Origin of the sequence: Streptomyces sp. NBC_00122 (assembly GCF_045160845.1) — a bacterium.
Taxonomy (GTDB): domain Bacteria; phylum Actinomycetota; class Actinomycetes; order Streptomycetales; family Streptomycetaceae; genus Streptomyces.
The window spans coordinates 45,168-70,846 of sequence record NZ_CP108193.1 but is presented as its reverse complement, the minus strand read 5'-3'; the positions used below and the strand labels follow the sequence as shown (position 1 = coordinate 70,846).

25 protein-coding genes and 1 pseudogene are annotated in these 25,679 nt (G+C 68.0%); 10 read left to right on the top strand and 16 right to left on the bottom strand.

From position 1 onward, the window contains the following. Positions 1-1,029 precede the first annotated feature (1,029 nt). Both OG737_RS35540 and OG737_RS35535 read left to right on the top strand, forming a co-directional pair. Positions 1,030-1,575 (top strand): hypothetical protein, encoded by a 546-nt coding sequence (locus tag OG737_RS35540; protein ID WP_331722665.1) that lies wholly within the window; start codon positions 1,030-1,032, stop codon positions 1,573-1,575. A 62-nt stretch (positions 1,576-1,637) separates the two neighbouring features. Continuing rightward, complete coding sequence (locus tag OG737_RS35535) at positions 1,638-2,057, top strand: helix-turn-helix domain-containing protein (RefSeq protein ID WP_359179862.1); 420 nt, start codon at positions 1,638-1,640, stop codon at positions 2,055-2,057. A gap of 554 nt (positions 2,058-2,611) precedes the next feature. Here OG737_RS35535 and istB read toward each other — a convergent pair. The 4 genes from istB to OG737_RS35515 form a co-directional block, all read right to left on the bottom strand. Next, positions 2,612-3,382: an IS21-like element helper ATPase IstB gene (istB, locus tag OG737_RS35530; RefSeq protein WP_331722663.1), complete on the bottom strand. Its 771-nt coding sequence runs from the start codon at positions 3,380-3,382 to the stop codon at positions 2,612-2,614. Then, positions 3,379-4,797 (bottom strand): IS21 family transposase, encoded by a 1,419-nt coding sequence (gene istA / locus OG737_RS35525; protein ID WP_331722662.1) that lies wholly within the window; start codon positions 4,795-4,797, stop codon positions 3,379-3,381. The genes istB and istA overlap by 4 nt, the downstream gene beginning before the upstream one ends. A 231-nt stretch (positions 4,798-5,028) precedes the next feature. Continuing rightward, the gene (locus OG737_RS35520) at positions 5,029-5,427 is read right to left on the bottom strand and encodes a hypothetical protein (RefSeq protein WP_331722661.1); all 399 of its coding nucleotides are present in this window, start codon (positions 5,425-5,427) and stop codon (positions 5,029-5,031) included. Beyond that, complete coding sequence (locus tag OG737_RS35515; protein ID WP_331722660.1) at positions 5,427-5,693, bottom strand: hypothetical protein; 267 nt, start codon at positions 5,691-5,693, stop codon at positions 5,427-5,429. Before OG737_RS35515 ends, OG737_RS35520 begins: the two co-directional genes overlap by 1 nt. Positions 5,694-6,557: 864 nt before the next feature. Here OG737_RS35515 and OG737_RS35510 point away from each other — a divergent pair. Beyond that, a complete protein-coding gene (locus tag OG737_RS35510; RefSeq protein ID WP_405922488.1) occupies positions 6,558-7,091 on the top strand; it encodes a hypothetical protein in 534 nt (177 codons plus the stop codon). Positions 7,092-7,211: 120 nt separating this feature from the next. Here the strand turns inward: OG737_RS35510 and OG737_RS35505 are convergent, their stop codons facing one another. From OG737_RS35505 to tpg (OG737_RS35495), 3 genes are all read right to left on the bottom strand, one after another. Beyond that, the gene (locus tag OG737_RS35505; protein ID WP_331722658.1) at positions 7,212-7,481 is read right to left on the bottom strand and encodes a hypothetical protein; all 270 of its coding nucleotides are present in this window, start codon (positions 7,479-7,481) and stop codon (positions 7,212-7,214) included. Next, a complete protein-coding gene (locus OG737_RS35500; protein WP_331722657.1) occupies positions 7,478-8,248 on the bottom strand; it encodes a hypothetical protein in 771 nt (256 codons plus the stop codon). The genes OG737_RS35505 and OG737_RS35500 overlap by 4 nt, the downstream gene beginning before the upstream one ends. 104 nt (positions 8,249-8,352) lie before the next feature. Further along, positions 8,353-8,937, bottom strand: a complete 585-nt coding sequence (gene tpg, locus OG737_RS35495; protein WP_331722656.1) for a telomere-protecting terminal protein Tpg — start codon at positions 8,935-8,937, stop codon at positions 8,353-8,355. A gap of 333 nt (positions 8,938-9,270) precedes the next feature. Between tpg (OG737_RS35495) and OG737_RS35490 the strand changes: the two genes are divergently transcribed. Further along, positions 9,271-10,113: a hypothetical protein gene (locus tag OG737_RS35490; RefSeq protein WP_331722655.1), complete on the top strand. Its 843-nt coding sequence runs from the start codon at positions 9,271-9,273 to the stop codon at positions 10,111-10,113. Positions 10,114-10,526: 413 nt separating this feature from the next. Then, a complete protein-coding gene (locus OG737_RS35485) occupies positions 10,527-11,279 on the top strand; it encodes a hypothetical protein (protein ID WP_331722654.1) in 753 nt (250 codons plus the stop codon). A 148-nt stretch (positions 11,280-11,427) separates the two neighbouring features. On the opposite strand, the gene OG737_RS35480 is transcribed toward OG737_RS35485, so the two are convergent. Continuing rightward, positions 11,428-12,498, bottom strand: coding sequence for a radical SAM protein (locus OG737_RS35480; protein WP_331722653.1), 1,071 nt, complete (start codon positions 12,496-12,498; stop codon positions 11,428-11,430). A gap of 1,293 nt (positions 12,499-13,791) precedes the next feature. On the opposite strand from OG737_RS35480, the gene OG737_RS35475 reads away from it, so the two are divergent. Next, entirely contained in the window at positions 13,792-14,958 is a 1,167-nt protein-coding gene (locus tag OG737_RS35475; RefSeq protein ID WP_331722651.1) for an ISAs1 family transposase, read from the top strand. Between the two features lie 36 nt (positions 14,959-14,994). Here OG737_RS35475 and OG737_RS35470 read toward each other — a convergent pair. The 3 genes and pseudogenes from OG737_RS35470 to OG737_RS35460 all read right to left on the bottom strand — a co-directional run. Beyond that, positions 14,995-15,318, bottom strand: a pseudogene (locus OG737_RS35470) (transposase); the annotation flags it as partial. Positions 15,319-15,583: 265 nt separating this feature from the next. Next, positions 15,584-16,798 (bottom strand): three-Cys-motif partner protein TcmP, encoded by a 1,215-nt coding sequence (gene tcmP / locus OG737_RS35465; protein WP_405922487.1) that lies wholly within the window; start codon positions 16,796-16,798, stop codon positions 15,584-15,586. A 90-nt stretch (positions 16,799-16,888) separates the two neighbouring features. Then, positions 16,889-17,635 carry a phage Gp37/Gp68 family protein gene (locus OG737_RS35460; protein ID WP_331722649.1) on the bottom strand — a complete coding sequence of 249 codons (747 nt, stop codon included), beginning with the start codon at positions 17,633-17,635 and terminating at the stop codon, positions 16,889-16,891. Positions 17,636-17,875: 240 nt separating this feature from the next. Here OG737_RS35460 and OG737_RS35455 point away from each other — a divergent pair, with 240 nt between their 5' ends. Continuing rightward, the gene (locus OG737_RS35455; protein ID WP_331722648.1) at positions 17,876-18,172 is read left to right on the top strand and encodes a hypothetical protein; all 297 of its coding nucleotides are present in this window, start codon (positions 17,876-17,878) and stop codon (positions 18,170-18,172) included. After that, complete coding sequence (locus OG737_RS35450; protein ID WP_331722647.1) at positions 18,169-18,498, top strand: DUF6233 domain-containing protein; 330 nt, start codon at positions 18,169-18,171, stop codon at positions 18,496-18,498. The genes OG737_RS35455 and OG737_RS35450 overlap by 4 nt, the downstream gene beginning before the upstream one ends. 455 nt (positions 18,499-18,953) lie before the next feature. Here OG737_RS35450 and OG737_RS35445 read toward each other — a convergent pair whose 3' ends face one another. Further along, a complete protein-coding gene (locus OG737_RS35445; protein WP_331722646.1) occupies positions 18,954-19,250 on the bottom strand; it encodes a hypothetical protein in 297 nt (98 codons plus the stop codon). Between the two features lie 71 nt (positions 19,251-19,321). Continuing rightward, positions 19,322-20,191 (bottom strand): IS5 family transposase, encoded by an 870-nt coding sequence (locus OG737_RS35440; RefSeq protein ID WP_331722645.1) that lies wholly within the window; start codon positions 20,189-20,191, stop codon positions 19,322-19,324. Positions 20,192-20,294: 103 nt separating this feature from the next. On the opposite strand from OG737_RS35440, the gene OG737_RS35435 reads away from it, so the two are divergent. Continuing rightward, entirely contained in the window at positions 20,295-20,510 is a 216-nt protein-coding gene (locus OG737_RS35435; protein ID WP_331722644.1) for a DUF6207 family protein, read from the top strand. 88 nt (positions 20,511-20,598) lie between these two features. Here the strand turns inward: OG737_RS35435 and tpg (OG737_RS35430) are convergent, their stop codons facing one another. Together tpg (OG737_RS35430) and tap are read right to left on the bottom strand one after the other, a co-directional pair. After that, positions 20,599-21,156: a telomere-protecting terminal protein Tpg gene (gene tpg, locus OG737_RS35430; RefSeq protein ID WP_331722643.1), complete on the bottom strand. Its 558-nt coding sequence runs from the start codon at positions 21,154-21,156 to the stop codon at positions 20,599-20,601. A 3-nt stretch (positions 21,157-21,159) separates the two neighbouring features. Next, the gene (tap, locus tag OG737_RS35425; RefSeq protein WP_405922486.1) at positions 21,160-23,358 is read right to left on the bottom strand and encodes a telomere-associated protein Tap; all 2,199 of its coding nucleotides are present in this window, start codon (positions 23,356-23,358) and stop codon (positions 21,160-21,162) included. 146 nt (positions 23,359-23,504) lie between these two features. Between tap and OG737_RS35420 the strand changes: the two genes are divergently transcribed. Then, the gene (locus tag OG737_RS35420) at positions 23,505-25,322 is read left to right on the top strand and encodes a zeta toxin family protein (protein ID WP_331722641.1); all 1,818 of its coding nucleotides are present in this window, start codon (positions 23,505-23,507) and stop codon (positions 25,320-25,322) included. Here the strand turns inward: OG737_RS35420 and OG737_RS35415 are convergent. Beyond that, positions 25,286-25,561 carry a hypothetical protein gene (locus OG737_RS35415; protein WP_405922485.1) on the bottom strand — a complete coding sequence of 92 codons (276 nt, stop codon included), beginning with the start codon at positions 25,559-25,561 and terminating at the stop codon, positions 25,286-25,288. The genes OG737_RS35420 and OG737_RS35415 overlap by 37 nt on opposite strands. Between the last annotated feature and the right edge of the window lie 118 nt (positions 25,562-25,679).

Genomic DNA, 25,679 nt, shown 5'->3' with positions numbered 1-25,679 from the left:
CCGCCCTGGGCAAGGGAAGGTCGGGGCTCCGCCCCTCCCTCCGCTCCCGCTCCGCGTGAGCGGAGGCGGCTCACTCCGTTCACCGCCCGGCGGGCACGCTCCGCGAGCCCGCCAACCGCAGTGGAGCCGGGGTGCCTTCGGCCCCCCGGGGGCCGGCCTCCGGCCGACCCGTGGCCTCCGCTCCGCTCCAGCCACCGCCCGCGCTCCGCACGGGCACAGACCAAGCAGGCAGTAGACCGGCCATCAGGCCGGACGGGGGTGAGGCACAAACGGCAGCAAGGGGAGAGGGGGTGACGGGCCGTCGGAGAAGAAGCCGAAACACGGGGGTTGGGCTCCCATGCGGAGGGAAGCCATCCCCGCATGTAGCGGGAGTAGTGCGTCAAACTGAGAGCAAGATGGAATCTGGAATGAAGCACACCCACCGGAGGGACTTGGCTTTGACTCAGAACTACCGAGAGAATAACCAAAATAGGAAGGATGCCGAAAGGGTTCAGAGAATGCTGCATGGGGTGACCAAAGCCGGAAGATAAGCAAAGGAAATGCAGATCGGGAAGAAATTCCCGCTTGAGAGCTAGGGGGCCATTGCTGTGGGAGTTCGGGAGCGAGGCGGCGACACGCCGAGAGGCCCTGGCCGGGGGTGCCCGGCGGAAGGCGCTGGGAGCCTCGAGGGTGACGGAGCGGCAGGTCTAGGGGGGTGGGTGTAAGTACTTAGAGCGAAACGCCCTCAAAAGGCTCTGACCTGCAACGATGCCGACCCCTTTGTTTCAGCCCACTGAAACAAAGGCCCTCCGTTTGTTTCAGTGGCGTAGAACAAACACCCCTCCTAGCTGACGGTGAGTCAGGACTTTGGTCCCTCGCGGTTGTTTCAGTGGCTTGAGAACAAACGGTTTCGCCACTGCTACCGTTGACCCGCCACTGATCATCTCGGAGGGGCCCCTGATGCAACAGCTGCCAAAGATCGTGCCTGGTCAGAGAGTTGTAGCCCGGCCAGATGGCAGGGGCGGCATCCTCCTGACCGTTGAGACCGTCATGGGGCGCGAGTTCGCGGCTAGCGAGCAGCTGAGCGGCTACGTGCTGGCGGCACGGCTGCAGATGGACATCTTGGGGAGCCTCAAGCTCCCGCCGAGCTGGTACCAGGTCTGGCTCAAGCTCGTGGCCGCTCAGGACCCGACGCGCAAGGCGACGGCTCCGCAGGTCCGCGGCTACATCCCGATCACGCAGAGGCTCCTCCAGGAGCGCTGCATGCTCTCGTCCCCGAGCGTCAGCGAAGCGACCCAGTGGTGGTCGCACGTCGGGTGGATGCGCACCGCCCGACGCGGGGTGGTCCAGCTCAACCCCTGGCTGACTGTGGCCGGCACCAGCGAGGAACAGAAGCAGTGGCAGGCCGACTGGATCGAGGCCGGGGGGCCGGACTGCCTGATCCCGAACCCCGAGTACCCCGCCCAGTGGCGTGCTGAGCGCGCCCAGGTGAAGTTCGAGGCCAAGGCGGCACGAGACGCGGAGCGCAGGGCACAGAAGGTCGTGCCGCTGGCCCGTCGGCCCAAGCCGCCGGGTCGCAAGGCGGCAAGCGCATGACCGCGGCCACGGGCATACGCTCATCAAGGTCGCTGTCCACCACCGGCACCAAGGAGGCCCTCATGAGCACCCATGACGTCACCGGCGCGCCTACCGACCAGACCGTCACGATCTCCCGCGACATCTTGGCCGTCCTTGCCATGGTCGACATCACGCAGACCGCCCGCCGCGTCCTGGACTTCCTGTTGGCCATCCACGACGACGAGACCGGCGTTGGGCACATCAGCCAGGACGAGATGCGCCGCGCCCTCGGATCCAGCAAGCCGAACGTCAACCGGGCCTTCAAGGACCTAGCCGAGTGCGGACTGGCCTGGGGCGTCAAGCGCGCGCAGTACCAGCTACACCCCCTTCTCACCGGCGGGAAGGTCTCCGCCAACGTCATGGCCATCCCTGAGATCAAGGTGGCCAACGCCGAGATGATCGGCGCTGTAAGGCGGGCCCGCTACGCCGCGCAGTTGGCCAACCTCGCGCACGCTGCCTGACCGATCGTCCACGCTCATCTGCGGCGATGCCCCGGGATTCGTCCCGGGGCATCGCCGTTTTGGCTCGGTGCGAGAAGCGCCGGCCCCTTTGTTTCAGCACCCTGAAACAGAACGGTTTCGACAGTGCTACCGTCCGGGCCTCGCCAAGGGAGAACTTCCAGGTCAGTGCCGCCACCTAGGTCCCGCAGGTGTCGGCACCGACACACAAGGTCCACGCGAGCATGGACAAAGGTCCCTCCCTGCTTGGACAAATACGCTGCTGCTGCTGCTCGCCGCCGTCGATCGACGGTCTGACCTGCGCGGGACGGGTATGTCAGATCCGTGCACACCGTTCCCGCGGGCGGGAAACGCGCAGGTCACGCGGGCGAAGATGCAGCAAGCAAACGACCGTTTGCTACAAGTCCTGCTGCCTTCTGCAGCACCACCTGCTACCCGAGCAGCACCCGTGTGCCACCTGGACCGGCCGTGCAGTGTCATCGCTCTCCGGCTTCCCGAGCAGTGTCCGCGTACTCGCTTGAGTGCACCACCCCGTACGAAGTTGTGTGCGCCACTGGTCAGGCCACGTCGGTGTCCCGCTGGATTGCCTGAAGGCGGTTCTTGAGGCGGTAGCTATTGCCGTTGATGGAGACGACCTCGCAGTGGTGCAGGAGCCGGTCGAGGATTGCGGTGGCGAGGACTTCATCTCCGAAGACCTGGCCCCATTCGCCGAAGGTCTTGTTCGAGGTCAGGATGATCGAGCCCTTCTCATAGCGCTTGGAGATGACCTGGAAGACCAGGTTCGCCTCGGCCCGCTCGAGCGGCTGGTAGCCGACTTCGTCGACCACGAGGACCGCGGGTCGGAGGTAGCTGGTGAGCTTGCTCATCAGCCGGCCCTGGTCCTCGGCGGCTTTGAGGTGACGGACCATGTCGTCGAGGCTGGTGAAGTAGATCGAGTAGCCCGCTCGGCAAGCCGCGACCGCGAGAGCCACGGCGAGGTGGGTCTTGCCGACTCCCGGCGGCCCCAGCAGGGCGACGTTGGCCTTGTCTTCGACGAAGGACAAGGTGGCCAGGTCTTTGACCTTGCGCGGGTCGAGTTCGGGCTGGAAGGAGAAGTCGTAGTCCTCGAGCGTCTTGTGATGCGGCAGCTTCGAGAGCCTGAGGCCGTTGCGGAAGCGGCGGTCGTCACGGACCGCAAGTTCCTCGGAGAGGACCAGGTCGAGCAGGTCGAGGTAGCCCATCTTCGCCTCGTCGGCCCGTTGGATGTAGTGGCTCAGGGCTTCGGCAAGGTGCGGCAGCCCGAGGCGGGCGGCGGTGGTGCGGATGCGGTTGCTGGTCAGCTCGCTCAACGGGCGTCCTTGGTCGGGGAGGGCGAATTGAAGGGCCGGGTGCCGGTCAGCTCGTCATAGACCGACAGCGGGCGGCGGCCGACCTCGACGTGGGCGGCGGCAGACCTGCTGAGAAGAGCCTGTAGCGGGCCGGTCTGCGAGCCTGTCGGCCGGCCGCGGCGGGAAGAGGGCAGAGCATCGCCGGTGGTGACGCGGCGTCCGGAGCCGGTGGGCAGACCGTCCCAGTGCCTCTCGTCGACGACGCGGGCTCCGCGGCCGACCGCCCGCGAATGGATGGCCAGCAGCGTCGTCCCGTCGGAGCCGGGGACGGTGGAATGCAGGCTGACCTGGGATTTCGTAGCACGGACCTCGACCAGCTGGCGAGGGCGGACCTTGCGGGCGGGCACTGAGTAGAGGTTCGCATCGAAGGCGACCAGGCAGTCCTTGCCGACGTGCCGCAGGTGCCGCTGGGCAACCACATACGGAGTTTGCGGCAGCGGCCGGAGGGCTGAGTGATCGCGAGCGGCCCGGTGTCCGATGACCTCGCCGTGGGTGCCGTGGACCTTCGCCCGCCGCAACGGCACCCAGGCCGTGAAAGCGGCGTTCATCTCCTCGACCGAGGAGAAGGCCCGGCCGGCCAGGACGTGGTCGCGGACGATGTTCACCTGACGTTCGACCCTGCCCTTGCCTTGCGGCCGGTAGGCCGCCAGTACGTCGATGTCGTAGTCGTAGTGGCCTGCGAATGCGACCGCTTCAGGATGCAGCGGGACCGCCTCGCCCGGGGCGACGTGCCGGCGCACGACCGTCTTGGTGCGGTCATAGACGATGCTCAACGGCACCCCGGCGAAGTGCGCGAACGCCTGGCGGTGGCAGTCGAAGAACGTCGCGAGATCCTGGCTGGTGGTGAAGCAGCAGAACGGATCACGCGAGTACGACAGCGTCATGTGGAACGAGTAGACCTTCGGGATCCCGACATGAGCGAGGACTCTGCCCTCATCTCCCCAGTCCACCTGGGCCTGAGCGCCGGGCACCACCTCGAAACGCCGGTGGAGACCCGCCAGCTCGCCCGGGCTGATGCCCAGCTCCTGCGCGATCCGCGGCCTTGCCTCCTGTAGATAGATCTTCACCCGCTGGTAGTTGATCGCGACCCCGTACTCCGCGACCAGGCGCTCGTGGATCACCGACCCCTTCATCAGGACCTCGGCCCTGAGTATTGCGTCGATCAGGGGCGCGATCTCGTCCACGACCCGCCGCTGGGGCCGGCCAGCGGACTCCCGCCTGGGCAGCCCCGCCGATGCCGGGTCCTTCAGATACTTGCTGACGGTCCGACGGTTCAGCCCGGTTTCCTTCGCGACCTCCCGCAGGCTCATCGCACCAGACTCATACAGCGGACGAAATCGCCTCAACTCCAGCCACCGATGTGGGTCCAAGACCACCGTGAGCCGCCTCCCTGCCGCCCCGAACGGACAACAGCAGACTCACGGCGAGCACCCCATCACCGCCCCGAAAACGGAGCACCTTCATTCGTACGAGGTGGCGCACGTCCACTTGTACGCCGACAAGCAGCACCGCCCGCTGCCCCTCGCCCCGATCTGTTGCACCGCGCAGCGACCACACAGCAGCGCCCCGATCAGAGGGTGATCGAGGCGCTGCTCGGCGACGTCGGGTTACTGGCCGGGGTGGACGGCCTGGACTCCGGTGTTTTCGTACGCCTCGGGGGTCAAGGTCAGCAGGTACCGGCCGGAGGGGAAGTCCGCGGAGGGCCGGGCGGCGTGGATGGCGTGGACGGCCGACCATGAGTGTCCGGCGTGCAGCAGTTCGGTGGCGGCGAGCGCGGCCGTGGTGTCGAACGGCTCGATCTCGATGAACCGGAGGCCGTGGATGTAGGCCAGCAGGCCGGGGCGCTCGGTGTCGCCGGCGGTGAGCGAGAGCACCGGGGCGTAGAGGGTGCCGAGTCCGCCGGAGGCTTGGACGTAGAAGGCGGCGACGGCCTCGTTGAACGGGTCCTTGGGGTCGTGCAGGGCGGTGGCGGCCGTGTGGTCCAGGACGACGGCGATGGCCGGCACTACGCGGCCGCCGAGTCCTGGCTGGCGCCCAGGCGCTCCAGAAGGCCGCGCGCCTTCGCCTCGGCCTCCGGGCTGGGCACCGTGCCCAGGATGGAGGCGAGCTCGGCGCGGGCCTGGGCGGCGCGCTCCTCGAACTCGGACTGGGTGGGCCGGCTCTCGGCGAGGGCCTCGACCAGGTTGCGGATCGTGGTGTTGTTCTCGGCTGCCAGCAGGGCCAGGCGGTCACGTGTCGCAGCGCTGACCTTGATGCTCGTTTCGTCTGCCATACCTCGACTCTACTGCCAGTAGAGGACCGCTGGGAGGGGTTCGGCCCATCCCGCCGAACCGGTTGCGGACAGGGTGCAACGCCCCCGTGCAACACGCTCCACCTTCTCGTGGAGGAGTGACAAAACCCCAGGTGGAGACCGCAACGGAGGGCGTTGCGTGGATGCGTTGCACAGGACTGTTGCATTCTCTGCGGCCCGGTGTTGCACCGGTGCTTGCCGGCCTTCGTGCGTACTCTTCCAGAGCGCCCCCACGGACAGGGCGTGCGGTCGTTCCGCTCGCGATGGGAGCAGAGCGTGATGGACGGCGCGGGCTGCCGGGCGGGGTGTCACGCTCTCGGGCGTCACGCCGGACGAGCCCCTGGAGTCGGGTTTGGGCCCGCTCCGGCATCCCAAAAGATTTAATTCGGACATTCGGCGGTGTGGTCCCGTCGGCGCCCGGCGAGCGTGACAGGCGGGCGTGACACCTTCGGTGTGACGCTGGGTGAGCGTGACATGCTCTACGACCCCTCGCCTCACAACACCCTTCGCGGTCCTGGCCACCTGGGAAAACAGGCTGCCACCACATAGTGCCTGTTTCTGATGCCGCCCGCGCAGATCAGTGGGGTGAAGTGGAAGCACAGGTGAGAGTCGCCGTTCGTAGAACGGTCACGGTGACGGTCTCGCGAACGGAACCACCGGGGCTGGCGGGTGAGAGAGACCACAGTCAGGTTCACCCCAGTGAACCTGACTGTGGTGTGCCATTGACGGCCGCGAACGCGGCCAAGAGGGCCGTGGCCTTGCTGCGGTACTGCAACGAGGTGGCATTTCACCGCGTGGGGCGTGCCTCAACAATGGATCCGAGCCCCTTGCACCATCGTGATTCTGGTGGAGCCTGAGATTATCGTCGGTATCGTCGGCCTTGGAGGCACCTTGATTGGTGCTCTTGCCGCATTCGGGGGCGTTGTCTACCAGCAAGGCAAGCAGGCACAGCATGAGCGAGCGCGACGGCGCGACGAGCGGGCCGAGGGTGCCACAGACAGCCTGATGGCCGATGTGGAGACCGTGCGAAAACTTGTCATGGCTGGACACGGCAAGGATCTTTCGGACGACTCGGAAGAGGCTCGCTTATGGAGGGAAGAACTCGACGAGACCATCATTGGAATCCGTCTCGGCTCTCTGCGGATCCCAGACGAAGACCTGCGTAGGAACATCGTTGCGGCTTGTGCGTTCGGCTTCGGTCGGTACCACCTCTTGGAAGCGAGCGGTTTGAATTCCACCTCGGTGCTGATGGTTCGCATGTGTGTTGAGGTGCAGAACGTTCTGGGCGCCTACCTTCGAGGGGCGCCAGCCCCTCAACTTCAGTATCTGGCTCTCGCCCGTCACTTGTACGACGTTGAGTTCCCCACGACAGGTTCGTGAGCTGCTCAGGGGTTCAGACACAGGCACATAGACCAACAGGGCATACGGGGACACTCTGCCGCTCCCTCACAGCCGGGTGTGCGGCGGGCTGTGAGGGGTGTTGTTGTCGCTCCGGGTGACTCACAGCAGGCGCAGGAGGCTGCACGGGCACTGCCCGCAGTTGCTGCAGCCGGCGCACTCCAGACAGAAGGCGAGCGGCCACTGCCCGGGGCAGGAGCAGATCGGGTTGTAGTCGGGGTCGTTGTCGCCGGGGTACCGGGTCTCGCCGAAGGGAGGCTCCGTCCAGGCGTTGACCGTCCCGTCGGCGCGCAGTTCCTCGTAGTGGTGGCCGATGGCGGTGTGCTCCTCCCAGAGGGCGACGACCGTCTCGTGCTCCTGGCCGTGGTTCATGCGGGGCTCCCTGTGGTGACGGCGTGGGTGAGGAACGCGGCGAGATCGCCGACGGCCTCGGAGTCGGCGGCGGCGAGCCGGGCCGCGAACGGCAGCTGGTCGACGTCGGCGCCGGGGACGAGCTGGGTGAGGGCTGCGAGCAGCGCGGCGTGGGCGAGGACCGGCGGGTGCAACAGGCCGGCGGCGGCTTCGCGGGCGGCCGGGTCGGCGTAGTGGCCTCGGTGCGCGGCGAGGGCGCGGGCGAGCCAGGCATCGACGTCCGGCTGCACGTACGACCCGGCGCGGCGGGTGAGTTCGTCGCGGGCGGCTTCGTCGCCCTCGCGGGGTTCGGTCTGTTCGAGGGTGCCCCGGTCGCGGAGTGACTGGAGCTGGTCGGCGCGGGCGGCGACTCGGGCCGCCGCCCGCTGCTCGGCCTGCCGGGCTTCGGCGGCCGCGGCTTCGGCGGCGAGCTCCTCCTGGACGACGGCGTCGTCGTCCGGGTCGTACGGGCCGCCGGTCACCGCGAGGAGCTGCCCGATGCGCCGCCACTCGGCGAGCTCGGCTGCACGGCGGACGCTGTGGTCGGCCGCCTCTTCGTATCGGCGGTCCAGGTGCGCGTCGAGCTCGGCGTCGGCGAGCGCCTGGACCGCCTCGCCGTGCGTCATGCCCCGGGCGCGGCGCCGGACCGAGGACCGGCCGACCTTCGCCGAGTCGATGGGCGTGCGCGGGCCTTGGGCGCGGGCGTTGGGGACGCGGCGCGGCCGCCGCCAGCCATCGGTCATGCTCATCAAGGCGCTCGCTTTCACCACGGAAACGAAAAGGGAGCCCGCCGCCCGAGTACACGACGGCGGGCTGTCACTCCAGGTTTATAGCAGGACTGAATTCCTCGTGGCTAAAACGAAATATCCAACCGCTCGACTGCCTCGATTCGTACCTCCAGTCCCGCACGCCCGCCACCTTCGACCCGGAAATAGGCGTCCGCTATGGCCTCGGCGACGGCGTCATGCAGCTCGCTGTCCGTCGCGCCGGTGTCCCTGGCGGCGAGGATCGCGGCGGCGTGGGAGGGCGAAACGGCGACCTGGATGTCCCGCATCCGGCCCGCGTCAGAGCCTCCCGAACCGAACCCGAAGTAAGCGGTGGTCGATATGACGAGCCCCGCCGAGGTGGCCGCGCGCTGCCTCGCCTGCGCTTTGACCTGCGGTTGCCACTCGGCCTCGGTCTCCTGCGCCAGGGCGGCCTGGAGGCGCTTCTGCGGCTTCTTCGTGGCTCCGGAGAGGTAGCGGTCCACCGTCTTGCGTGAGACGCCCAGGCGCTCCGCCAGGGACTTCGAGGTGCCCTCGCGCGTGCGAAGGAATTTCATCTGGGCCCGCGCGGATTTCGGCGCGGGACGGGTGAACAGGGTGCGCTCCGCGCGCCGCAGGCCGTCGAGGATCTTGTCGCGCAGCAGGGCACGCGCTGCGGTGTTGTCGTTGCTCATGCCGGTATGAAAAGCGACCTGGCCTGTGGATGCGGGCTGGCGAGGCGCCAGTCCGCTGTCCCTCTGGACTCATCGGCCGGGTTGCCCATGGGCAACCGGAAGTACGGCACACGCCCACTGCGGTTGCCTGGAGGCAACCGGCGGAGGGTGCTCCCGCTGGCTGAGGTCCATGTCCCCGTGGGCGACGACCACGACAGGGGGGTACGGGCAGTTGAGCGTCGGCGCCCATGCGGTCAGCATGCCCCGTCGTCACCGGAGGGCCAAGGCCGCCGTGTCGGCCTCACCGCGCAGGGCGCCCTCGCCGGATCAGGCAGGTCTGAAAGGATCCTCGGCATGCTGATCAACCAGGGCTCGGCGGCTCGCCTCGACGATGCAACTCCGTGGAACGGCCTGTACGAGCAGGCCGCCGAGAAACAGAACGACCTCGTCTCGGAGGTTCGTACCGCGGTCGAATACGGCATGCACGATCCCGTGGACTCGGTGGAGATGGCCTGCACTGCGGCCGAGACCGCTGAAGCCACGGTTCAGGCCCTGTCGAGCCCGTGGTCCCTCTACACCCCGCAGGACGCCGCGACTGTCGCCTCGGCGCTCTTCGTCCAGCTCCAGTCCAGCGCCGACGCGCTCCAGGAACTCGGGCGCGCGGTCGGGCGGATCGTCGAACGTGGCGAGGCCGAACTGGTCGCCCCGGCCGGTGCCGGGCAGTCGGCAAACCTGGGGGACGCATTGCAGAGGCTGCGGTCGGTGTCCGACACGCTCCACGACCTGGTCGCCCGGCACGCCTCCACTACCGTACGCGCTCTGCACGCCGCACCGGGTTCGGCCCCGGTGCCTGCCGACGCCCACGAGACCGTGGTGGCCGTGGCGGCCCTGCTCACCGACCAGCACGACGGAGCGGTGACGCTGACCGCTGTCCACGAGGACGGCGAGTACGACCCGGAGGACGACGGCGGGTTCGGGTGCGGTTGCTACGTCACAATCCTCGGCGACGGCGAGGAGTACAACTTCGGCCGGGGCGACTCGGAATGGTCGCTTCACAAGGAGTCGGACGGCCACGAGCTGCCGGATGGCTCTACGGTGTTCGACCGCTGGGAGACCCTGGGCACGTCCCTGAAAACCGCCCACCCACAGCAGCTTGCCGATGCCGTCCTGCGCGTCATCACAGCCGACTGCGACTGACCACCGCCGGCCCCGGACAGAGTGGCGGTCCGGGGCCCCGACGGGAGAGGCGACGCCCGCGGACCGCCCCCTCTGCCGTGTGGGGCCGCTGAGACGAGGCGGTGCTGCTGACAAAAACCTATGCACCACGTTTGCCGGAATTGCCCGCTCCTTGTCACAGCCGTGTGCCGGAGACAACTGGGGGCCCGGCCCGGCCCCGCACTGGGCCCGCACTCGGCCCTCCGTCCCTTCTCGATCAGCTCGTCGAGGCCGGACCCGGCCGACGGCTGCGTGCAGCAGGCGGGTCGCCCACCGCCCCGGGCAATCCGATGGCGCCGACAGCCATCCGGCGACGAGACTGCTCCGGTGAACCCCCTGCCCCGCCGCCCGACCCGCTCCTCCTGCCGGCTCAGGACCCCCGCGCCCGTCACACCGTGCTCGACTACGCGGGCACGCACGCCCTGGTTGCCGACCTGGTCCTGCCCGGCGGAGCGTCGATGTACGTCATGAGCGCACTGGAAACCTCCCGCGAGCTCATCCGGCACTCCTACTACCGCTACGAGTTCGCCACCGTCGCCGTCACGCATTCCCTGTTCGCCCTGGAGCACGTCCTCGCCGAGCGTCTGGCCGCGAACGAGCCGGTCCACGACCTGATCGAGCGGGCCACCGGCGCAGGGCTCATCACGGCCGCACTCGCCGCCGAACTCCACCGCAGCCGACTGCTGCGCGACGGGCTCGCGCAGGGCGCCGAGTCGAGTGCCGCCCTCAGGCAGGCCCAAGCCGTCGCCATGGTGCGTGCCGTCTTCGATGCCGTCTCCCTGCTCCTCCGCCCACCGTCCGCGGCAGAGGCGACAGCCGCCGAGGCGGGCGGAGCACAGCCCGGAGGCGGACTCGCCCGGCTGTGGGAGGACCACCTGCGCGCCCTGTTCCCCGACGGCTTCCGCGGCGTGGACTTCGACGGCGTGGAGCTGGTCCTCCTGGACGCCGACGTCGCCGGCCTCGTGCAGAGGGAGCTGAAGGGCGGACTCGACGACACCGGCGTCGCCTGCCTCTGGGGCTGCATCGCCGACCTCGACAAGATCGTGCCCCTGATCAACGAGGAGTACTGCGCCTCCTACTTCACGAAACTCCGGACGATGGCCCGGGTCGCGGCAGCGCGCCACATCCCCGCGGCCCAGGGCGAATGAGACGGCTCCGGGCCGGTGGTCGATGACCACCGGCCCGGAGTGTCGTGCATGCCCCGAAGGGACCGGTCACCCCGGCCACCCTCCGACGGCCCACAGACGGCCCGGGTGAATCAGCTCGTTCGGCGGCGAGGTTGCACGCACCTCCGCGTCAGTGAGCGGCTTTGCTGGCAGGCGGCCCAATCTGAAGGAGCGCGGGCTCGTCACGGGCCATGCCTCCGTAAGGGCAGCCGATTGTGTCCCAATCACGGGCGGACCATCCACGCAGCCACGGCCTGAGGCGCCCATTGTCGATCTGCAGCGAGCCGTCAGGCAAAAGCTGCCCCACGGTATTGGAAGGATCGCTAAGGGCTACGGTGCATTTCCCGATTCGCCCATTGGCTCGGATCACTAGGGAATTGGGCCGGGACGCGTAACAGACCTTCGGTGCATCGAACAGACGCTGTGGCTCTCTCCCTGCAATCAGGATAGATTCCAACTCGGCAATGACTCCTGGTCGCTCAGTATCGTCAATGACCGCCATGGCGGCATCGTTTGGTCCACCCATACGCTCGATCGGTTTGAGATAGACCGAGAACCGCGCGTCGTGAAGAAACGTATCCCGGACCTGTACCAGGAATTCTGGCATACTGGGGAGATTGGCGGGAGTGAGATGCACCCGCAAGAGCACTCTTACGGGGTGTGCGCTGTCACGAATGGCGACAAGGTTTCGCCAGATTCGCTCGAAGGAGCCATTCCCGTCAGCACGTACGCGGGTGCGATTATGGAGGGCTTCTGGCCCGTCCAAGGACACCTGATGGAAACGAATGCCCAGGTCCGCCAGCCTGGCAGTCGTGTGACTGTCGAGCAGGTATCCATTGGTCGTCATATCTGCACTGTAGGACAGCTCTTCCCGGCTATCCACAGCATGCATAATATGAGTCGACACGTCTTCGATGATTTCCCGGGCAAGCAGGGGCTCGCCGCCGAACCAAGAGACGTTCAAGGCGCGCAGATCATCTCGGCGCCGGTCGATAAGGCGCTTGATACCGGTGACCGTCGCAGGGCTCATACGCCCGATCGCGAAATCCTCGTAACAGTACGTGCACCTGAAGTTGCACTGCTCAGTCGGGAGGATGATCAGGTGAAGGATTTCTGACGACATGGAAGCAAGCAGTTCTCCGTCGAACTCCTCATGTCGCGAGTCGGCAGGGCTGCTGTCGGTGAACTCAGTCTGCTTCATTGGGGTAGAGCTCCGCAATGGGTTGCCCCATTCGTCGTACACCCTGAAGTCGCGTTGCATCCGCTGCAGTTTCCGTTCGTAGGCGGCGTACCTCCAGCTAGGAGCACGCTCTTCACCAGCTCTGCGAGCTCCGGATCTTCAATTACCACTCTCCCTTCCGCGTCTACAGAAATCTGATCGCTTGTCAGGTCACCCAGCGACTTGGCCGTTCCTTCTCTTGTCATGACAGCTCCCTCCACGGCGAACGCCACCGCCTAAGCGTGGCGGACATCGCCCTCCGGCGATCTAACATCACACTGAAGGGATAGTGTCTTTCCCGCAAGATGGCGCACATACATTGGGCTGTCCGAGTGTGAAAGTCACCCGAGGGGAGCAGGCCCGGCTGCTTACTCAGTCGGCACCGCAACCACGTCCGAGGGCAGCGAGGCAGCCATCTCTCGATCGCATGCCTCCTCTCGGCATTGCGATGCTGATTCTGAGATAGCTGCGCTACTTTGAGCTATTGGGCACCGCAGAGAGTCAGCGAGTTGAGGGCGCACACGATTCCCGTATTGGACGGAGTGGGAGGGGGGCAGTGCATGTTGATAACCGCAGACGCGAGTGCAGCGTTCACAACAGCGTCCTGCACTCGCTTCGCGAATTCAGGGTCATCGATGATCACTCTGCCCTGTTCATCCACTGTGATTTTGCCGATCTCCCGGCCGGGGGGTTTTCCTGAGGTGTCACTCATTTCAAGGCTCCTTCCAGGCGCGCAGAACATTATCCGAGTATTTCAGGTGACCGTCGCCAGAAGCACGGCTCTGACTTCAGTCCGACAAGGCCCCTGAGGCACGACCATCGATCCTGATGTGTCAACCGCCGCAGATCTCGATGTCACCATGGCCCCGGAATGCGTGGCGTGAATTCGATCCGCGTAGCATACTTCGGACTTTACTGTAACCTATGGTTATCCGGGCTGCTGACTGACAGGACCTTATGGGTATCTGAATAGCCATATGGAGCAGTCGCGCCCTGCCCTGCCTGCTCGCGACCCCTTCCGGTGTGGTCCAGCGGCCGGTTCCGGAAGGCGGATAACTTTTCGTCGAGGCCGGCGCAGGTGCGGGCAGGGGCATTGCGTGAATGGGATTCGTCTGGTTCGTCGGTCTCATGAATGACGTGGTGTCATGTCCGTTGTGAGACAGGGGTGCCGGGGCAGCAGAGCAGGCACGGTGCTGGTGATCATGTGGTTGTCGAGACCCATGAGAACCGAGCGAGACCGTGCCTGCCCGAACATCATCGCCCATCCCTTCCGCCATGGAGCAACTGGGCTCCCAGACCACTTCCCTCACCCCGAGCGATGCTGTTGACCTCTGTCGTTTCCTGAGCCTGGTACCCGATCCCCGTGACGTCCGGGGGCGGAGGTATCCGGCGGCCGCATTGCTGTGCGCGGCCGCCGCGGCGGTGCTGACCGGGGCCCGCTCGCTCATCGCGATCAGTGAGTGGGTCGCGGATGCTCCGCAGCACGTCCTGGGCACTCTCGGCTTCGGGATCGACCCGTTCACCGGCCTGCGGCCCGTGCCGCACGCCGCCACGGTGCGGCGTCTGCTGCAACGCGTCGACGGCGACGCGCTGGACGCGGCGATCAGTGCGTACCTGCAGGCCAGAGTGCTGCCACCACCCTCGCCCGAGGGGAAGCGGCCGGTGCGGCGGGTGATCGCGGTCGACGGCAAGACAGTACGCGGCTCGCGTACCAAGACCGCCACGGCGATCCAGCTGCTGGCGGCGATCGACCATCAAGGCGTGGTCCTGGCCCAGCGGCAGGTCGCCTCCAAGAGCAACGAAATCCCCTCCTTCCAGCCACTGCTGGACACCCTGGACCTGGAGAGCACCGTGCTGACCGCCGACGCTCAGCACACTCAGCACGATCACGGCGCCTACCTGACCGGCCGTGGCGCCCACCACGTGGCTGTCGTCAAGAAGAACCACCCCGGCCTGTACGCCCAGGTCAAAGGGCTGCCCTGGCGGGAGATCCCGCTCGGGCACCGCACCCGCGACCACGCCCATCACCGCAACGAGATCCGCCGGCTCAAGGTCGCAGTGTTCCGCCGTATCGACTACCCCGGGGCCCGCCAGGCGATCCAAGTCGTGCGCCGGCGCCACGATCTGAGCACCGGGAAGCTGACCATCGAGCGTGTCTACCTGATCACCAGCCTGAGCGTCTTCGACGCCACCTGTGCCGAACTCGCCACCTGGATCAGGGGCCACTGGGGCATCGAGAACCTCCTGCACCACGTGCGTGACCGCACCTTCCGCGAGGACGACTCCAAGGTCCGCACCGGCACCCTGCCCCGGGTCATGGCCAGCCTGCGCAACCTCGCCATCAGCGTCTTCCGCCAGGACGGCGAGACGAACATCGCCGCCGCCCTCCGCCGCACCAGCCGCGACTACCACCGACCCCTACGAGCCCTCGGCCTCACGTGACGAACCCGGACAGATCCCGTTCACGCAATGCCCCTGGCAGGTGCGGGAGACCTCGCTCTTGGAGATGCCGGTGTCCGCGCCGCGAGCCTTGACCAGGTCGTCGACCGACCGGGTGGACACCCCGCGCACGTAGGCTTCCGTGAACACGGCGTAGAGGGCCTGGTCGATCCGGCGCCGACGCTCCAGCAGGCTGGGGAAGAAGGTGCCGGTGCTGACCTTGGGGATGGCCAACTCCAGGTCGCCAGCCTGCGTAGTGACGGTATTGTCGCGGCGTCCGTTGCGGAAGGCCGTCCGCGAGGTGGCGTGCTCGCCCCACTCAGCGCCGTGTGCAGGGGCCTCGGCCTCGATCAGCTCCTGCAGCAATCATTCGGCCACGCCGCGGACGAGCTCGATTCCGCCGGACGAGCGTAGTGACTCCAGTCAGCCGCATCAGGTCAGACTGGAACAGGGCCATCGCGCACTCCCTCCGTTGAACTAGCCTTTTATCACGGAGCGTTGCACGGTGGTCCGCCCAGTGCTCAGGGAGCGGCTACCGGGAACGGGTGTGCGCCCCAGCGGACAGTCGCGCACTCACAGAGCTTGATCCATGCCGAGCAGCGAGGGGCGGACCCGTACAGTCCGCAGCTCAGCGTGCTCCAGTCACACGTAGCTTCCGCACGTCGCCAACTCCGGTACAGGTGGTCTTTCCCTCTTTGTAGAGATCCTTGATGGCCGCGCGGATGTGCATCTCCCGGGCCTCGTGGAGCACCCCGGCCAGGACCTCGCCCAGGTGGTTACCCACGACGAAGCTGCCGTGCTTGTGCAGGAGGTCCTCCAGGTTCGCGCGGATCGTCTTGACCCACCCGAGGCGGCGGATCTCTTCCTCCTGGTCGAAGGTATCCGCCGGGTTGAAGAGCATGTCGGCGGTGTCCGGAGGGAGGCAAGCTCGGCGCCATTCGACCTGGGCGCGGCTGGCTGCTTCGTGGAAGAGCCAGAGGCCGTCCCTGTGACGGGTGAAGTAGACCAGCTTGTAGGCGACCTGGAGGTTCGCGCGGTTGCGGACGTCTACGGTCCAGGAGCCTGCGCCGACGGCTTCGCCGACCCGCTTGGCGAAGCCTTTCGTGATGCGGTCGACGGCTTCCGGGTTGTCTTCGGAATCCAGGAACTCCTGCTGCCACCAGTCTCCGCCGCAGGCGGCGTCCAGGACCTTCAAGGCGGCCGGCTTCCCGGGGGTGTCCTTCTTGCTGGTGAGCAGGCCACCGATGCGGCGTACGGCGTTGGCGTTGAAGTTCAGGAGGACCTCGGTGGGCTGGCCACCGGCGCGGCGGCTCCCGAAGATTCGCTGTGTGAGCGCCTCGAAGGTGATGCCGAGGCCGAAGGGGTCGAGGAAGGCGAATAGCGGTGACCCTTGGGCTGCTTCCAGGACGTGGTCCAGGTGCCTTTCGACGCGGCCCTGCAGAGCGTGGGCTGCGAGTCCCTGCTCGCGGGCTTCTGCGACGAGCGCCGACAGGGACTGGTAGTTCTTCCGGTTCTTCTCGATGAAGTAGCAGTCGAGCTTGCGGAAGGCCGAGATGGCGGCCGCGGACTCGAGGATGAGGGCCGGTGAGCCGGGGGTGCCGTCGTCGTACCGGCCTGGGCCGGCATAGCCGTCGAGGTAGACGACCCGGGCGTCCGGGGCGTACTTGCCGACCTTGCTGGCGAAGGGGACGACGTACTTGTCGAGGATCGCGTGCTTGAGGACGGCTGCCGCCTTCTTGCTGACGAAGAAGGGGCTGGCGACGTCGGTGGCGTGTTCGCCGGCGGTCTCACCGCTCAGGTCGAGTACGGCGTTGTCGAGCACCGCTTCATCGGGTTCTTCCAAGATTCCGCCCCTCATCTCAGAATGTCTGGGACAAGTTTGCGGTGGGTGAACCTGGTGTGTATTGGTATTGCCGAAACCGGATTGGACGGCTCAGACGGCGGCGGGGATCGGCATCTGGTCCCAGGTCCGTCCGTCGAGGGTTCGTCCGCCGGCCTTGGGCGTGTGGCCGCCCCACTGCTTGAAGAAGAACGCGACGTGCTCGTCAATGCACAGGTCGCGGATCTGGGCGGCCCAGGCGGGGTCCATCGGCCGGTGGCGAGGGCCTGACTCACCACCGGCGATTACCCAGTGGATGCCGTCGAGCCTCAGGCCGTCGAGCGGGCCCAGCAGGGGCTCGCAGGAGAGAAACCGGACCGCGGCAGGCACTTGGCGCAGGTCGTCGACTCGCGGGAGTTCCTTTGCGGTCTCCACCGAGACGCCCATCCACACGTTGGCCGGCCACTCCAGGCGGTCCGCGACCTGCCGCAGTCGGCGGGCCCGCTTGGTGAGGACTTGGTAGGTGTGCTGGGGGGTGTCCGCCATGACCTCGAAGACACGGCGTACGAAGTCCAGCGGCACTCGGGCGTGGAAGAGGTCCGACATGGAGTTCACGAACACTGTGCGGGGGCTCTTCCACCCGTAGGGAACGCCCAGGGCGTCCGGATGAACCGTGAGGTCGAAGCCTGGACCTGAGGTCCGCGGGTCACCGTCGTTCTGGTACTTGGCCGCTCCCATGGCCTTCAACCGCTTCGCCAGGGTCAGTGCGTAGCAGTTGTCACAGCCTGATGAGACGCGGTCGCAGCCCGTCGTCGGGTTCCAGGTCGCCTCGGTCCACTCGATCGAACTCCGGTCACTCACCGGTTGCCTCCTGTCTGGCCGCACCTCGGCTTCGGCGGGTCAACGAAGCGTCGCCGGGAGCGTGGCATCCGCCATCCAACCACCCTTATGCCCCTGGTTCTTGGCCAAAGTTCCTTTCTGGAGTAGGGCAGCGAACGAGAGACCGCCCGACCTGCGGTTCAGGTGTGACTGAGCGTCCGAGTTAGCTCCGGGAGGACGGATGAGTCGCACAAGTATTCGAACAGCTGATTCAATAAGTGGATGAAGTCCTTCCCCTTCCCCGACGACCTGGTCGACCTCAAGCGCCGGCAGATCGGTACTTACAACCAGCTCGCCCTCCGGCCCGCCCTCGGTGCGGCGGAGCTGCGGCGCGAGCTGATCCGGCTCTTCTGCTTGATCAGCTCGCATCCGTACTGGGAGGAGCGTGGCTGGAGCACGGCGGGAAGGGTGGAGCTGCACCGGGCGGCTGAGACAGGGCCGGACGGAGTGCGGGAGATGGTCGTCCGCTACATCGACGGGGAGTTCGTCGTGACCGAGCCCGAGGCGCGATCGTCGTGAGCGAGCTGGAGGCCCGCCTGGAGAGCTGGCGGGCCGTGCAGGCGTGGCTGGCCTGGCAGCAGCGGCAGGCCGGGCAGGCGATCCGCGCGCTGGAGGCAGAGCTCGCCGCCGAAGCGGCGCGCCGGCCCCCGCCTCCGCCGCCGGACTGGAAGCTGGAGTCGATCCGGACGGGGTCCGGTCCGAAGGCATTGCGGGTCCACGTTGGCGACTGCTCTATGGGCGGCGGCAAGCCGATCAGCCGCGAGGAAGCCCGCCGGACGCTCGCCGAGGGTGTCGAGCCGTGCCCGTACTGCAGCCCCGAGAACCTGCTTGGCATGACCAGCTGACCCGTCGGCGTACGCAGCTGCCCGCAGCGGCGGGTACGTTCGGCTGTACGGGGTGCGACTCAGGCCATCAGGGCCGCGACGGGGGCCGCACCCCGACACCGCTCTCTCCTGCGACGTGCGGCGTCAGGCTCTGGAGTGGGTCGGCTTCTGCTGCGACTCCAGAAGGCGGGCGCGGCACTCCTGGCAGAGCGGGTTCCCGCCGACCCCATATCGACAGCATGTTCGATGGCAGCGCACGCACGGTCCGGACTGGGACGGGGCCCAGGTCGCGAGGGCGGGGCGTGGGGTGGGGGTGCTCATCAGCAGGTCCTCTCGGCGGGCGGCACTGTAGTGAACCGTTTCGCCGACCCCGCATTCCCGCCGACACACAGCAGCACTCAGCCGCCACGAGCAGTGACCGATCCGCCCACCTCTGCTGCCGTCTCTCGCTCGTACGAGTGGGGCTAGGCCGTGTTTTAGGTAGCGCGGGCGGCCAGCCACTTGGTGAGGTCGCCCGCGATGCGGTCGGTGCTGGTCTCGACGGCGACATCGTGTTCGCGGCGGGTGGTGTCGCGGCGGACGACCTCGTATCCGCCCTCGTCCAGGACGGCGACGGAGGCGAACCAGACGGGGTCGTCCTGATCGGGCTGGATGACGACGAAGGTGTTGTCCAAGTCGTTCAGGTCGCCGATCAGCATGAACAGGGCGCCCTCGGACGGGTCGTCGACGTGGTCGCCGTTCTCGCTGTCGGCGCAGTAGTGTCTGGCGGCCACTGAACCCTCCCCAAAGATGTGCTGCCCAATACCGTGATCAGCATGGCACGGCCGTGCAGGCAGCCGCTGGTTCACAGCCACTGGTGGATCGCCGCGACCTGGACGGTCGCCTCGAAGCGGCAGGCGAGCTTTTCATACCGGGTCGCGACAGCCCGGTGCTGCTTGAGGCGGCTGATTCCGCACTCAACTGCGTGGCGGGCCTTGTAGTCCTCCCGGTCGAAGGCCGGCGGCCGGCCACCGGAACGGCCACGGCGCTTGCGGTTGCGGACCTGGTCGGCCGGCTCGGCAATGGTGCAGCGGATCCCGCGTCTGCGCAGGTAAGCACGGTTGGCGCGCGAAGAGTACGCCTTGTCACCACGCACCCGCAGTGGCTTGCGCCTCGGACGGCCCCCGCCGACCTTGGGCACCCTGATCGCTTCGAGGACCGGCTCGAACTGCGGACCATCACCCCGCTGACCCGCCGTGACCAGCAACGACAACGGCTTCTGACCCTGCTCGCAGGCCAGATGGATCTTCGTGCTGAACCCGCCCCGCGACCGGCCCAGCCCGTGATCGTCCGGCTCATTGCCCACACCGCCGGGCGGCTCCTTCTGCCCGGCCCCGTCCCGGCGGGCACCGGCCGCGTGCTGATGGGCCCTGCAGACCGTGGAGTCGACGTTCACCTCCCACGTGATCAGCCCAGCCGCATCCGCCCGGGCCTGCAACAAGGTGAGGATCCGGGCCCAGACACCCTCACGCCGCCAACGGCGAAAGAGCCCGTACACGGTCTGCCAAGGCCCGTACCCGCGCGGCAGATCACGCCACGGAACACCGGTCCGCACCCGCCACCGGACTCCATCGATCAACCGCCGCCGGTTCCCGGACCTGCGGCTCACACCCGCCGCAGGCAGCAACGACTCAAGCACCGACCACTGCTCGTCAGAAAGATCCCCACGCCCCACACCATGATCATCACGGCACGGGACGTGAACCGGAACCCCGACCTAAAACACGGCCTAGGGCCGCCGGCGAACCGCTCCCTTGTTTCTCACCGTCGGAAGGGAAATGGAGCGGATCGACGAGCAGCACATTGCCGAGCCCGGCCTGGTGGTTCTGGACATCACCGGCGGCGACGAGGACACCGTCCGGGCGGTCATGGTCACGCTGGAGGGGCGGTGGGCAACCTCGGGCATCGGCCCGGTGCGCCGGGTGCCCGGCGAGCCCGGGGTCCGGGCCCGCATCTACGCCGACGTCCTGCGCCCGGGACGAGACGGGCCGTAGGCGCGGGCCGCCACCGGCTGGCCCCGGCCGTGGCACGCACCAGGGCCCCGAACCGAGCCGGCAGTCCGAGGCCCTGGTGCGTGGCGGGTCAGAGGGTGATGTCGATCTCTTGGACGTCGGTGAACTCGACGTCCAGGTCGCGGGCGCGGCGGCCGTTGTCGCGGAAGTAGTGGTGGCCCAGGCCCTGCGCGGCGATGTCCAGGAGCTGCTGCTCGGTGGCGCCCTGGTCGCGGGCGTCGAACAGCTGCTGGGCCCACTGCGGGGACAGCGCCTGGGTGATGTGCCGCATTCGGCCGTCGTCGGTGGTGCCCGGGGCCGCGGTGAACCCGAAGCGCGCCTGGGTGGAGAGGACGATCCCGGTGCTCGTCGCGGCGGCCTTCTTCGCCTTCGCCCTCAGCTGCGGCTGCCACCGCTTCTTGACCTCGCGGTCTATGCGGGCGGAGAGGTCCTTGCGGGGGCGCTTCAGCTGTCCCTTGACGTACCGCTCCACGGTGCGCTGGGATACCCCGAGCGCCTCGGCAGCGGCCTTCGTGCTCTTGAGCTGCTTGACCAGGTACTTCATCTGCGCCTGGGCGCTTTTGGGGGCGGGGCGGGTGAACGCCTTCTCCAAGGCGCGGTCCAGGCTGTCCCCGAGCGAGCTGACCATCGTCTACTCCCCGTCGTCGTCGGCCGGGCGGCCGTTCTTGATGTTCCGGGCGATGTTGAACAGGCCCCCGTTTTTTTCGAATTCAGCTTCCGCCCAGAGGACGGTCTGGGTTCCCTCGTGCTTGACCATCCCCGGGGAGACGCCGAGCCGGAACGTGCCGCTCACCGGCTTGCCGTCGGGCGTGTACGGGAGGAAGTCGAGCGGGGAGGGCCCGTTGGAGGGGTAGACGAGGCAGTCGGTGGCGATGGCGACGGGGTAGACGTCGGCCGCGGCGGCGGTCTTCATCATCTTGCGGTGCATGATGACGCGGACGGTGGACAGGACGGCGGCCCGGATGTCGGGGCGCCACGTCTCACGCTCAAGGGCCGGCCACGGCTCGTAGAACGGGACCTCGCCGCGACTGTTGCGCTGGCGCAGCTTGCCGATGCCGCCCTTCGCGGTCGCCTTGATCGCCTTCAGCAGCAGCTTCAGCGCCGGGTCGCCGTCCTTGACACGGGCCATCACCTGAAGGAACTCCTCGTCGTCCATACCGGGGACGACGCCGAGGTCGGCCATCGTCGCCAGGTAGGCGTCGCGCAGCCGGTCGTACCAGGGGTCCAGGTAGCGGCCGGTCTCAGTGCGCACGTACGCCTCGATCGGCGCGACGTCGAAGCCGAGCTGGACCGCGTACGCGACGGAGGGCGTGGCGTACCAGGCCGGCCCGGTGGGGCGCTCCCCGGACGGGGTGAACGGGGAGGGGAGCCGGTCGCCGTCGACGGTGCGGCCGCCCACGCGGGCGCGGGAGAGGTCGACGTGGGAGAGGTCGACCAGCCAGGAGCCGGGCAGCGACTTGTCGAAGGCGGGGTTGCCGGTGAGGTGGGTGGGCCCGTTCAGGCCGACGACGAGGCTGTTGGCGGCGGCGGCGAACGCCATGTTGACGTCGATGCCGACCAGGTACGGCTTCAGGCACTCGTCGTCGGTCAGTTCCCGGCACCAGCTGAAGGGCTCCTCCATCAGCATCTCGGCCGGGGTCCGCTGGTGGTGGCGGGGCCACTTCCCCTTCAGGATGGGGTGCTCATCAGGCACCTCACACTCCACCACCGGGTACACGGCCGTCAGGGCGTCCGCGTTGAAGGCCCGCTCGAACGTGCCGGTCTCCTCGTCCTTCTCCGCGCGGGTCGGCGGCCGCAGCGCCGTCATCAGCGCCAGGCCGGTGGTCGCCGTGAAGCCGCGCGGCGTGATCACCCGCTCCGCATACGAGCCGAGGAACCGCGCGAGGTCCGCCGCCGACATCGTCGGCAGCTGCGGGTCCTTCTTGTCGTCCCACTCGCTCGTGGGCAGCGCACCCCAGGCCGGAATGCACAGCTGCACGCAGCGACGCTTGCCGTCCTCAGGCCGGTAAAAGATCCGCGTCCACGCCCCGAAGCCGCGCTTGGTGAGCTCCAGCCCGGCGCGCTCGACCTGCCTGATGACCTTGTGACGGTCGTTGAGACGTCCAGCGCTGCGCTCCTCCTGCGTGAGGGTGGTGGGCAGGCCGTAGCGCTCCAGCGCGGCTTCGGTGAGGACGAGCATGGGGTCGGCGTCGTAGCCGCTGCGGTGCAGGCGGGCCTGCCCGAGCTTCGCCTCGGTCAGCGTCCAGTCGACCAGGGCCGGCAAGGTTTTGGCGGGCACGTCCAGGACCAGGCCGCCGACGCAGTACGCCACGACCTGGCCGTCCTCGACGTCGAGGACGGCGAGCGGGCCGTTCTCGAATCGCGGGTCGGTGGCGGCCGCCGCAGGGGCGGCAGTCTTCACGGCCTTCTTCGCACCCGGGCGCCGCGAAGAAGTGGTCGGCTTGGCGGTGCTGCTCGACCCCGGGCGGGACGGCGGCACGACGGCGGGCGCCGGGACTGGCTGCGGGGCCGGGCCGGTGAATGCCTCCGGGACCGCGAGCGCCGGCGCAGCGTCGGGCGAGTCGGCGGCCGGGGCGGGGAAGCGTGCGGCGAGACCCTCTAGGAGCCGGGCGTAGGCGGCGCGCTTCGGCGGCCGCGGCTCACTCCGCCCGGCCTCCCAGTTCCCGACCGACTCACGTCGTGCCTGCAGGGCCTTCGCGATCTGGTCCTGGCTGAGTCCTGCGGCTTCCCGAAGTCGCTTGCGCTCTGCAGGCGGCGGCAGGGGGTCTTGAGCGACCTGTTCAAGGAGTGCGTCGATCGCGCTGAACAGGGCCTGTTCGTCGTTTGACACACAGATCACCTCCACTGCCGATCCTACCTGAAATGCGCGTGGATTCCTCGTGGTTTCCGCTTGAAATGCACATGGATTGCACATGGCTGCTATGTTGACCATGAACTGCCGGTTGGCGGGGCAGGGATGGCCGTCTAGGAGGTCGGGTGGGAGACACGGGCGTCGGCTCGGCCCTGTTGTCCGCGTTGGAGAGCGACGACGTCTTGCAGGGCGTGATCCTTCCAACTGCCACAAAGAACGCTGTCCGCCAGGACCAACCGGTCGTGGTGATCGTGGGCGGCCAGCCCGGTGCAGGGAAGACCTGGATTTCCGACCTCGTCCAGGCGGCGCTGGACCGGCGAGGGGGCGCCGTCCGGATCGGACGGGACCTATACAAGGCAGCGCACTCCCGGTACGCCGAGCTCCTGGCCGACGATGTCCGCACCGCCGGCGTGCTGGTACGGCCGGACACAAGCCGCTGGCAGGCCGCGGTCGAGGACCATGTCCGAACGCACGGGTTCGACGCGGTGGTCGAGTCCGCCCTCGCCGACTCCGAGGAGTTCCGCACCTCGGCGACCGCGTACCGGCAGACGCGCCACCGGATCGAGGTGGTGGCGGTGGCAACAGCGGAGGCCCTGAGCCAGCTTGGGCTCCTGGACCGGTTCCTCTCCGATCCGCGGTACGTGTCGTGGGAGAACCACGACGCCTGCGCGAAGGGCATGCTGCGGACCCTGGCGGTCATCGAGGCCGAGAAGCTGGCCGACCGCATCACCGTCGTGCGGCGCGACGGGACGGTGCTGTATGACAACGAGCTCGTCGACGGCGCCTGGCGCAGACGGCCGGCAGCGGACAGGGCCGTGACGTACGAGTGGAGGCGGCCGTGGACCGCGCGCGAGACGGTCACCTTCCGCCGGGAACTCGCGCGAACCGATCGGCGTCTGCACCGCGAAGTGCACTGCGAGGACCGGCGCCTGGCCGTCCAGCGGGACGCCGAGCGCGCCTCCGCCCTGGCCGAGCCGGTCCGCCGCATCGCGCAACCGCGACGGCAGGCGCCCGGCGTGGACTACCACCGGCTGTCGGCCACGGAACACCGGTGGATCTTCGACGAGCTGATCGCGCCGTCGTACCTGAACGGCATCATCCCCCGGGACGACCCGCGGGCGGTGTACGTCCTGGCGCAGCCCGGCGCGGGGAAGCTGCTGGCTGCCAGGATGGTCAGGCGGGCCATGCGACCGGGGACGACTCACCTGGTGGGCGACGACTTCAAGGCGTCGCACCCGGACTACTTCCAACTGCTGAGGGATGATCCCCGCAACGCCGGCGCAGCCATCCGGGCCGACTACCGCGCCTGGTTCGCCGAGGCCGAGGCGTACGTACGAGCCCGGCGCGGCGACGCCCTCATCGAGGCCGCACCGGGCAGCGTGGAGGAATTCCTGGCCAGCGCGTTGCCGTTCGCGGCCGACAGCTACCCGATCGAGCTGGTCATCCTGGCTGTGCGGGAAGCCGACAGCCGACTGGCTACGGCACTGCGCTATGCCCGTGCCCTGCAGATCGGCGGCAGTCCCCGATTCACCTCCCGCGCCGGGCACACCACGTGTTTCCACGCCCTCACCGACATCGCCGCGATCGCGCAGACGCATCCGGCGATCAAAGCCGTGACGGTGATCCGCCGGGACGGCCAGGCCCTGCTGCGCCAAGAAGCCGGCGGCGCAGCGCCCGTCGCGTGGGCCCTGACCGCGGAACAGATGCGCCCCTACACGGAACAGGAAGCCGCTCAGTTCCTGCGGCTCCACCAGGCGCTGCGCCGGGCGCTGCCGCGGCACCGTCGGGAACTGGACGAGATCGCCGCGCTCGCGCGCCCGCTGATGCCCGCGCGGGTGCAGCCGGCTCGGATCGGCCGGCCACACCCGCCGCTCTGGCCCCTGCCCGTGCCGAGGACCGCCTCGGGCTACGACTCCTTGAGCTCCTTCAGCCGGGCGGCGTAGAGCCACGCGATCCGCCCGGTCTCCTCCGGGTCGGCGGCCGTGAGCCGCTGCTGGTCCTCCAGCGCGGCCTGGCGGCCGGTCTTCAGCTCCTCGATCCGCTCCTCGTCAGGCACCGGGGCCCGATTCTCGGCGGCGATCTGGCTGCTGTACCAGGTCACTACGTCGCGGACGATGTCTGCGGCCTGCTGCTCGTCGCCGCCTTCCAGGCCGGAGAAGTCGGGGCTGGGGATGTCGGACACGGCTGCCACCTTCGTGTTGATCTTGTTGGGAAACGGTCATTGTCTCCCTGGCCGGTTCCGGTGGCACAGTGCCGCGACGCGCTGGCCGGACGTACGGAGCTCCTTCGCCCCTCGGGTC

Bases quoted from the DNA above. Each gene is read 5' to 3' on its own strand.
- tpg (WP_331722643.1), bottom strand. From the start codon at position 21,156: ATGGTCAGCTCGCTCGGGGACAGCCTGGACCGCGCCTTGGAGAAGGCG.
- tpg (WP_331722656.1), bottom strand. From the start codon at position 8,937: ATGAGCAACGACAACACCGCAGCGCGTGCCCTGCTGCGCGACAAGATC.
- OG737_RS35505 (WP_331722658.1), bottom strand. From the start codon at position 7,481: ATGAACCACGGCCAGGAGCACGAGACGGTCGTCGCCCTCTGGGAGGAG.
- OG737_RS35490 (WP_331722655.1), top strand. From the start codon at position 9,271: ATGCTGATCAACCAGGGCTCGGCGGCTCGCCTCGACGATGCAACTCCG.
- OG737_RS35515 (WP_331722660.1), bottom strand. From the start codon at position 5,693: ATGGCAGACGAAACGAGCATCAAGGTCAGCGCTGCGACACGTGACCGC.
- OG737_RS35435 (WP_331722644.1), top strand. From the start codon at position 20,295: ATGGAGCGGATCGACGAGCAGCACATTGCCGAGCCCGGCCTGGTGGTT.
- OG737_RS35500 (WP_331722657.1), bottom strand. From the start codon at position 8,248: ATGAGCATGACCGATGGCTGGCGGCGGCCGCGCCGCGTCCCCAACGCC.
- OG737_RS35475 (WP_331722651.1), top strand. From the start codon at position 13,792: ATGGAGCAACTGGGCTCCCAGACCACTTCCCTCACCCCGAGCGATGCT.
- OG737_RS35535 (WP_359179862.1), top strand. From the start codon at position 1,638: ATGAGCACCCATGACGTCACCGGCGCGCCTACCGACCAGACCGTCACG.
- OG737_RS35480 (WP_331722653.1), bottom strand. From the start codon at position 12,498: ATGAAGCAGACTGAGTTCACCGACAGCAGCCCTGCCGACTCGCGACAT.
- OG737_RS35455 (WP_331722648.1), top strand. From the start codon at position 17,876: ATGAAGTCCTTCCCCTTCCCCGACGACCTGGTCGACCTCAAGCGCCGG.
- OG737_RS35540 (WP_331722665.1), top strand. From the start codon at position 1,030: ATGGGGCGCGAGTTCGCGGCTAGCGAGCAGCTGAGCGGCTACGTGCTG.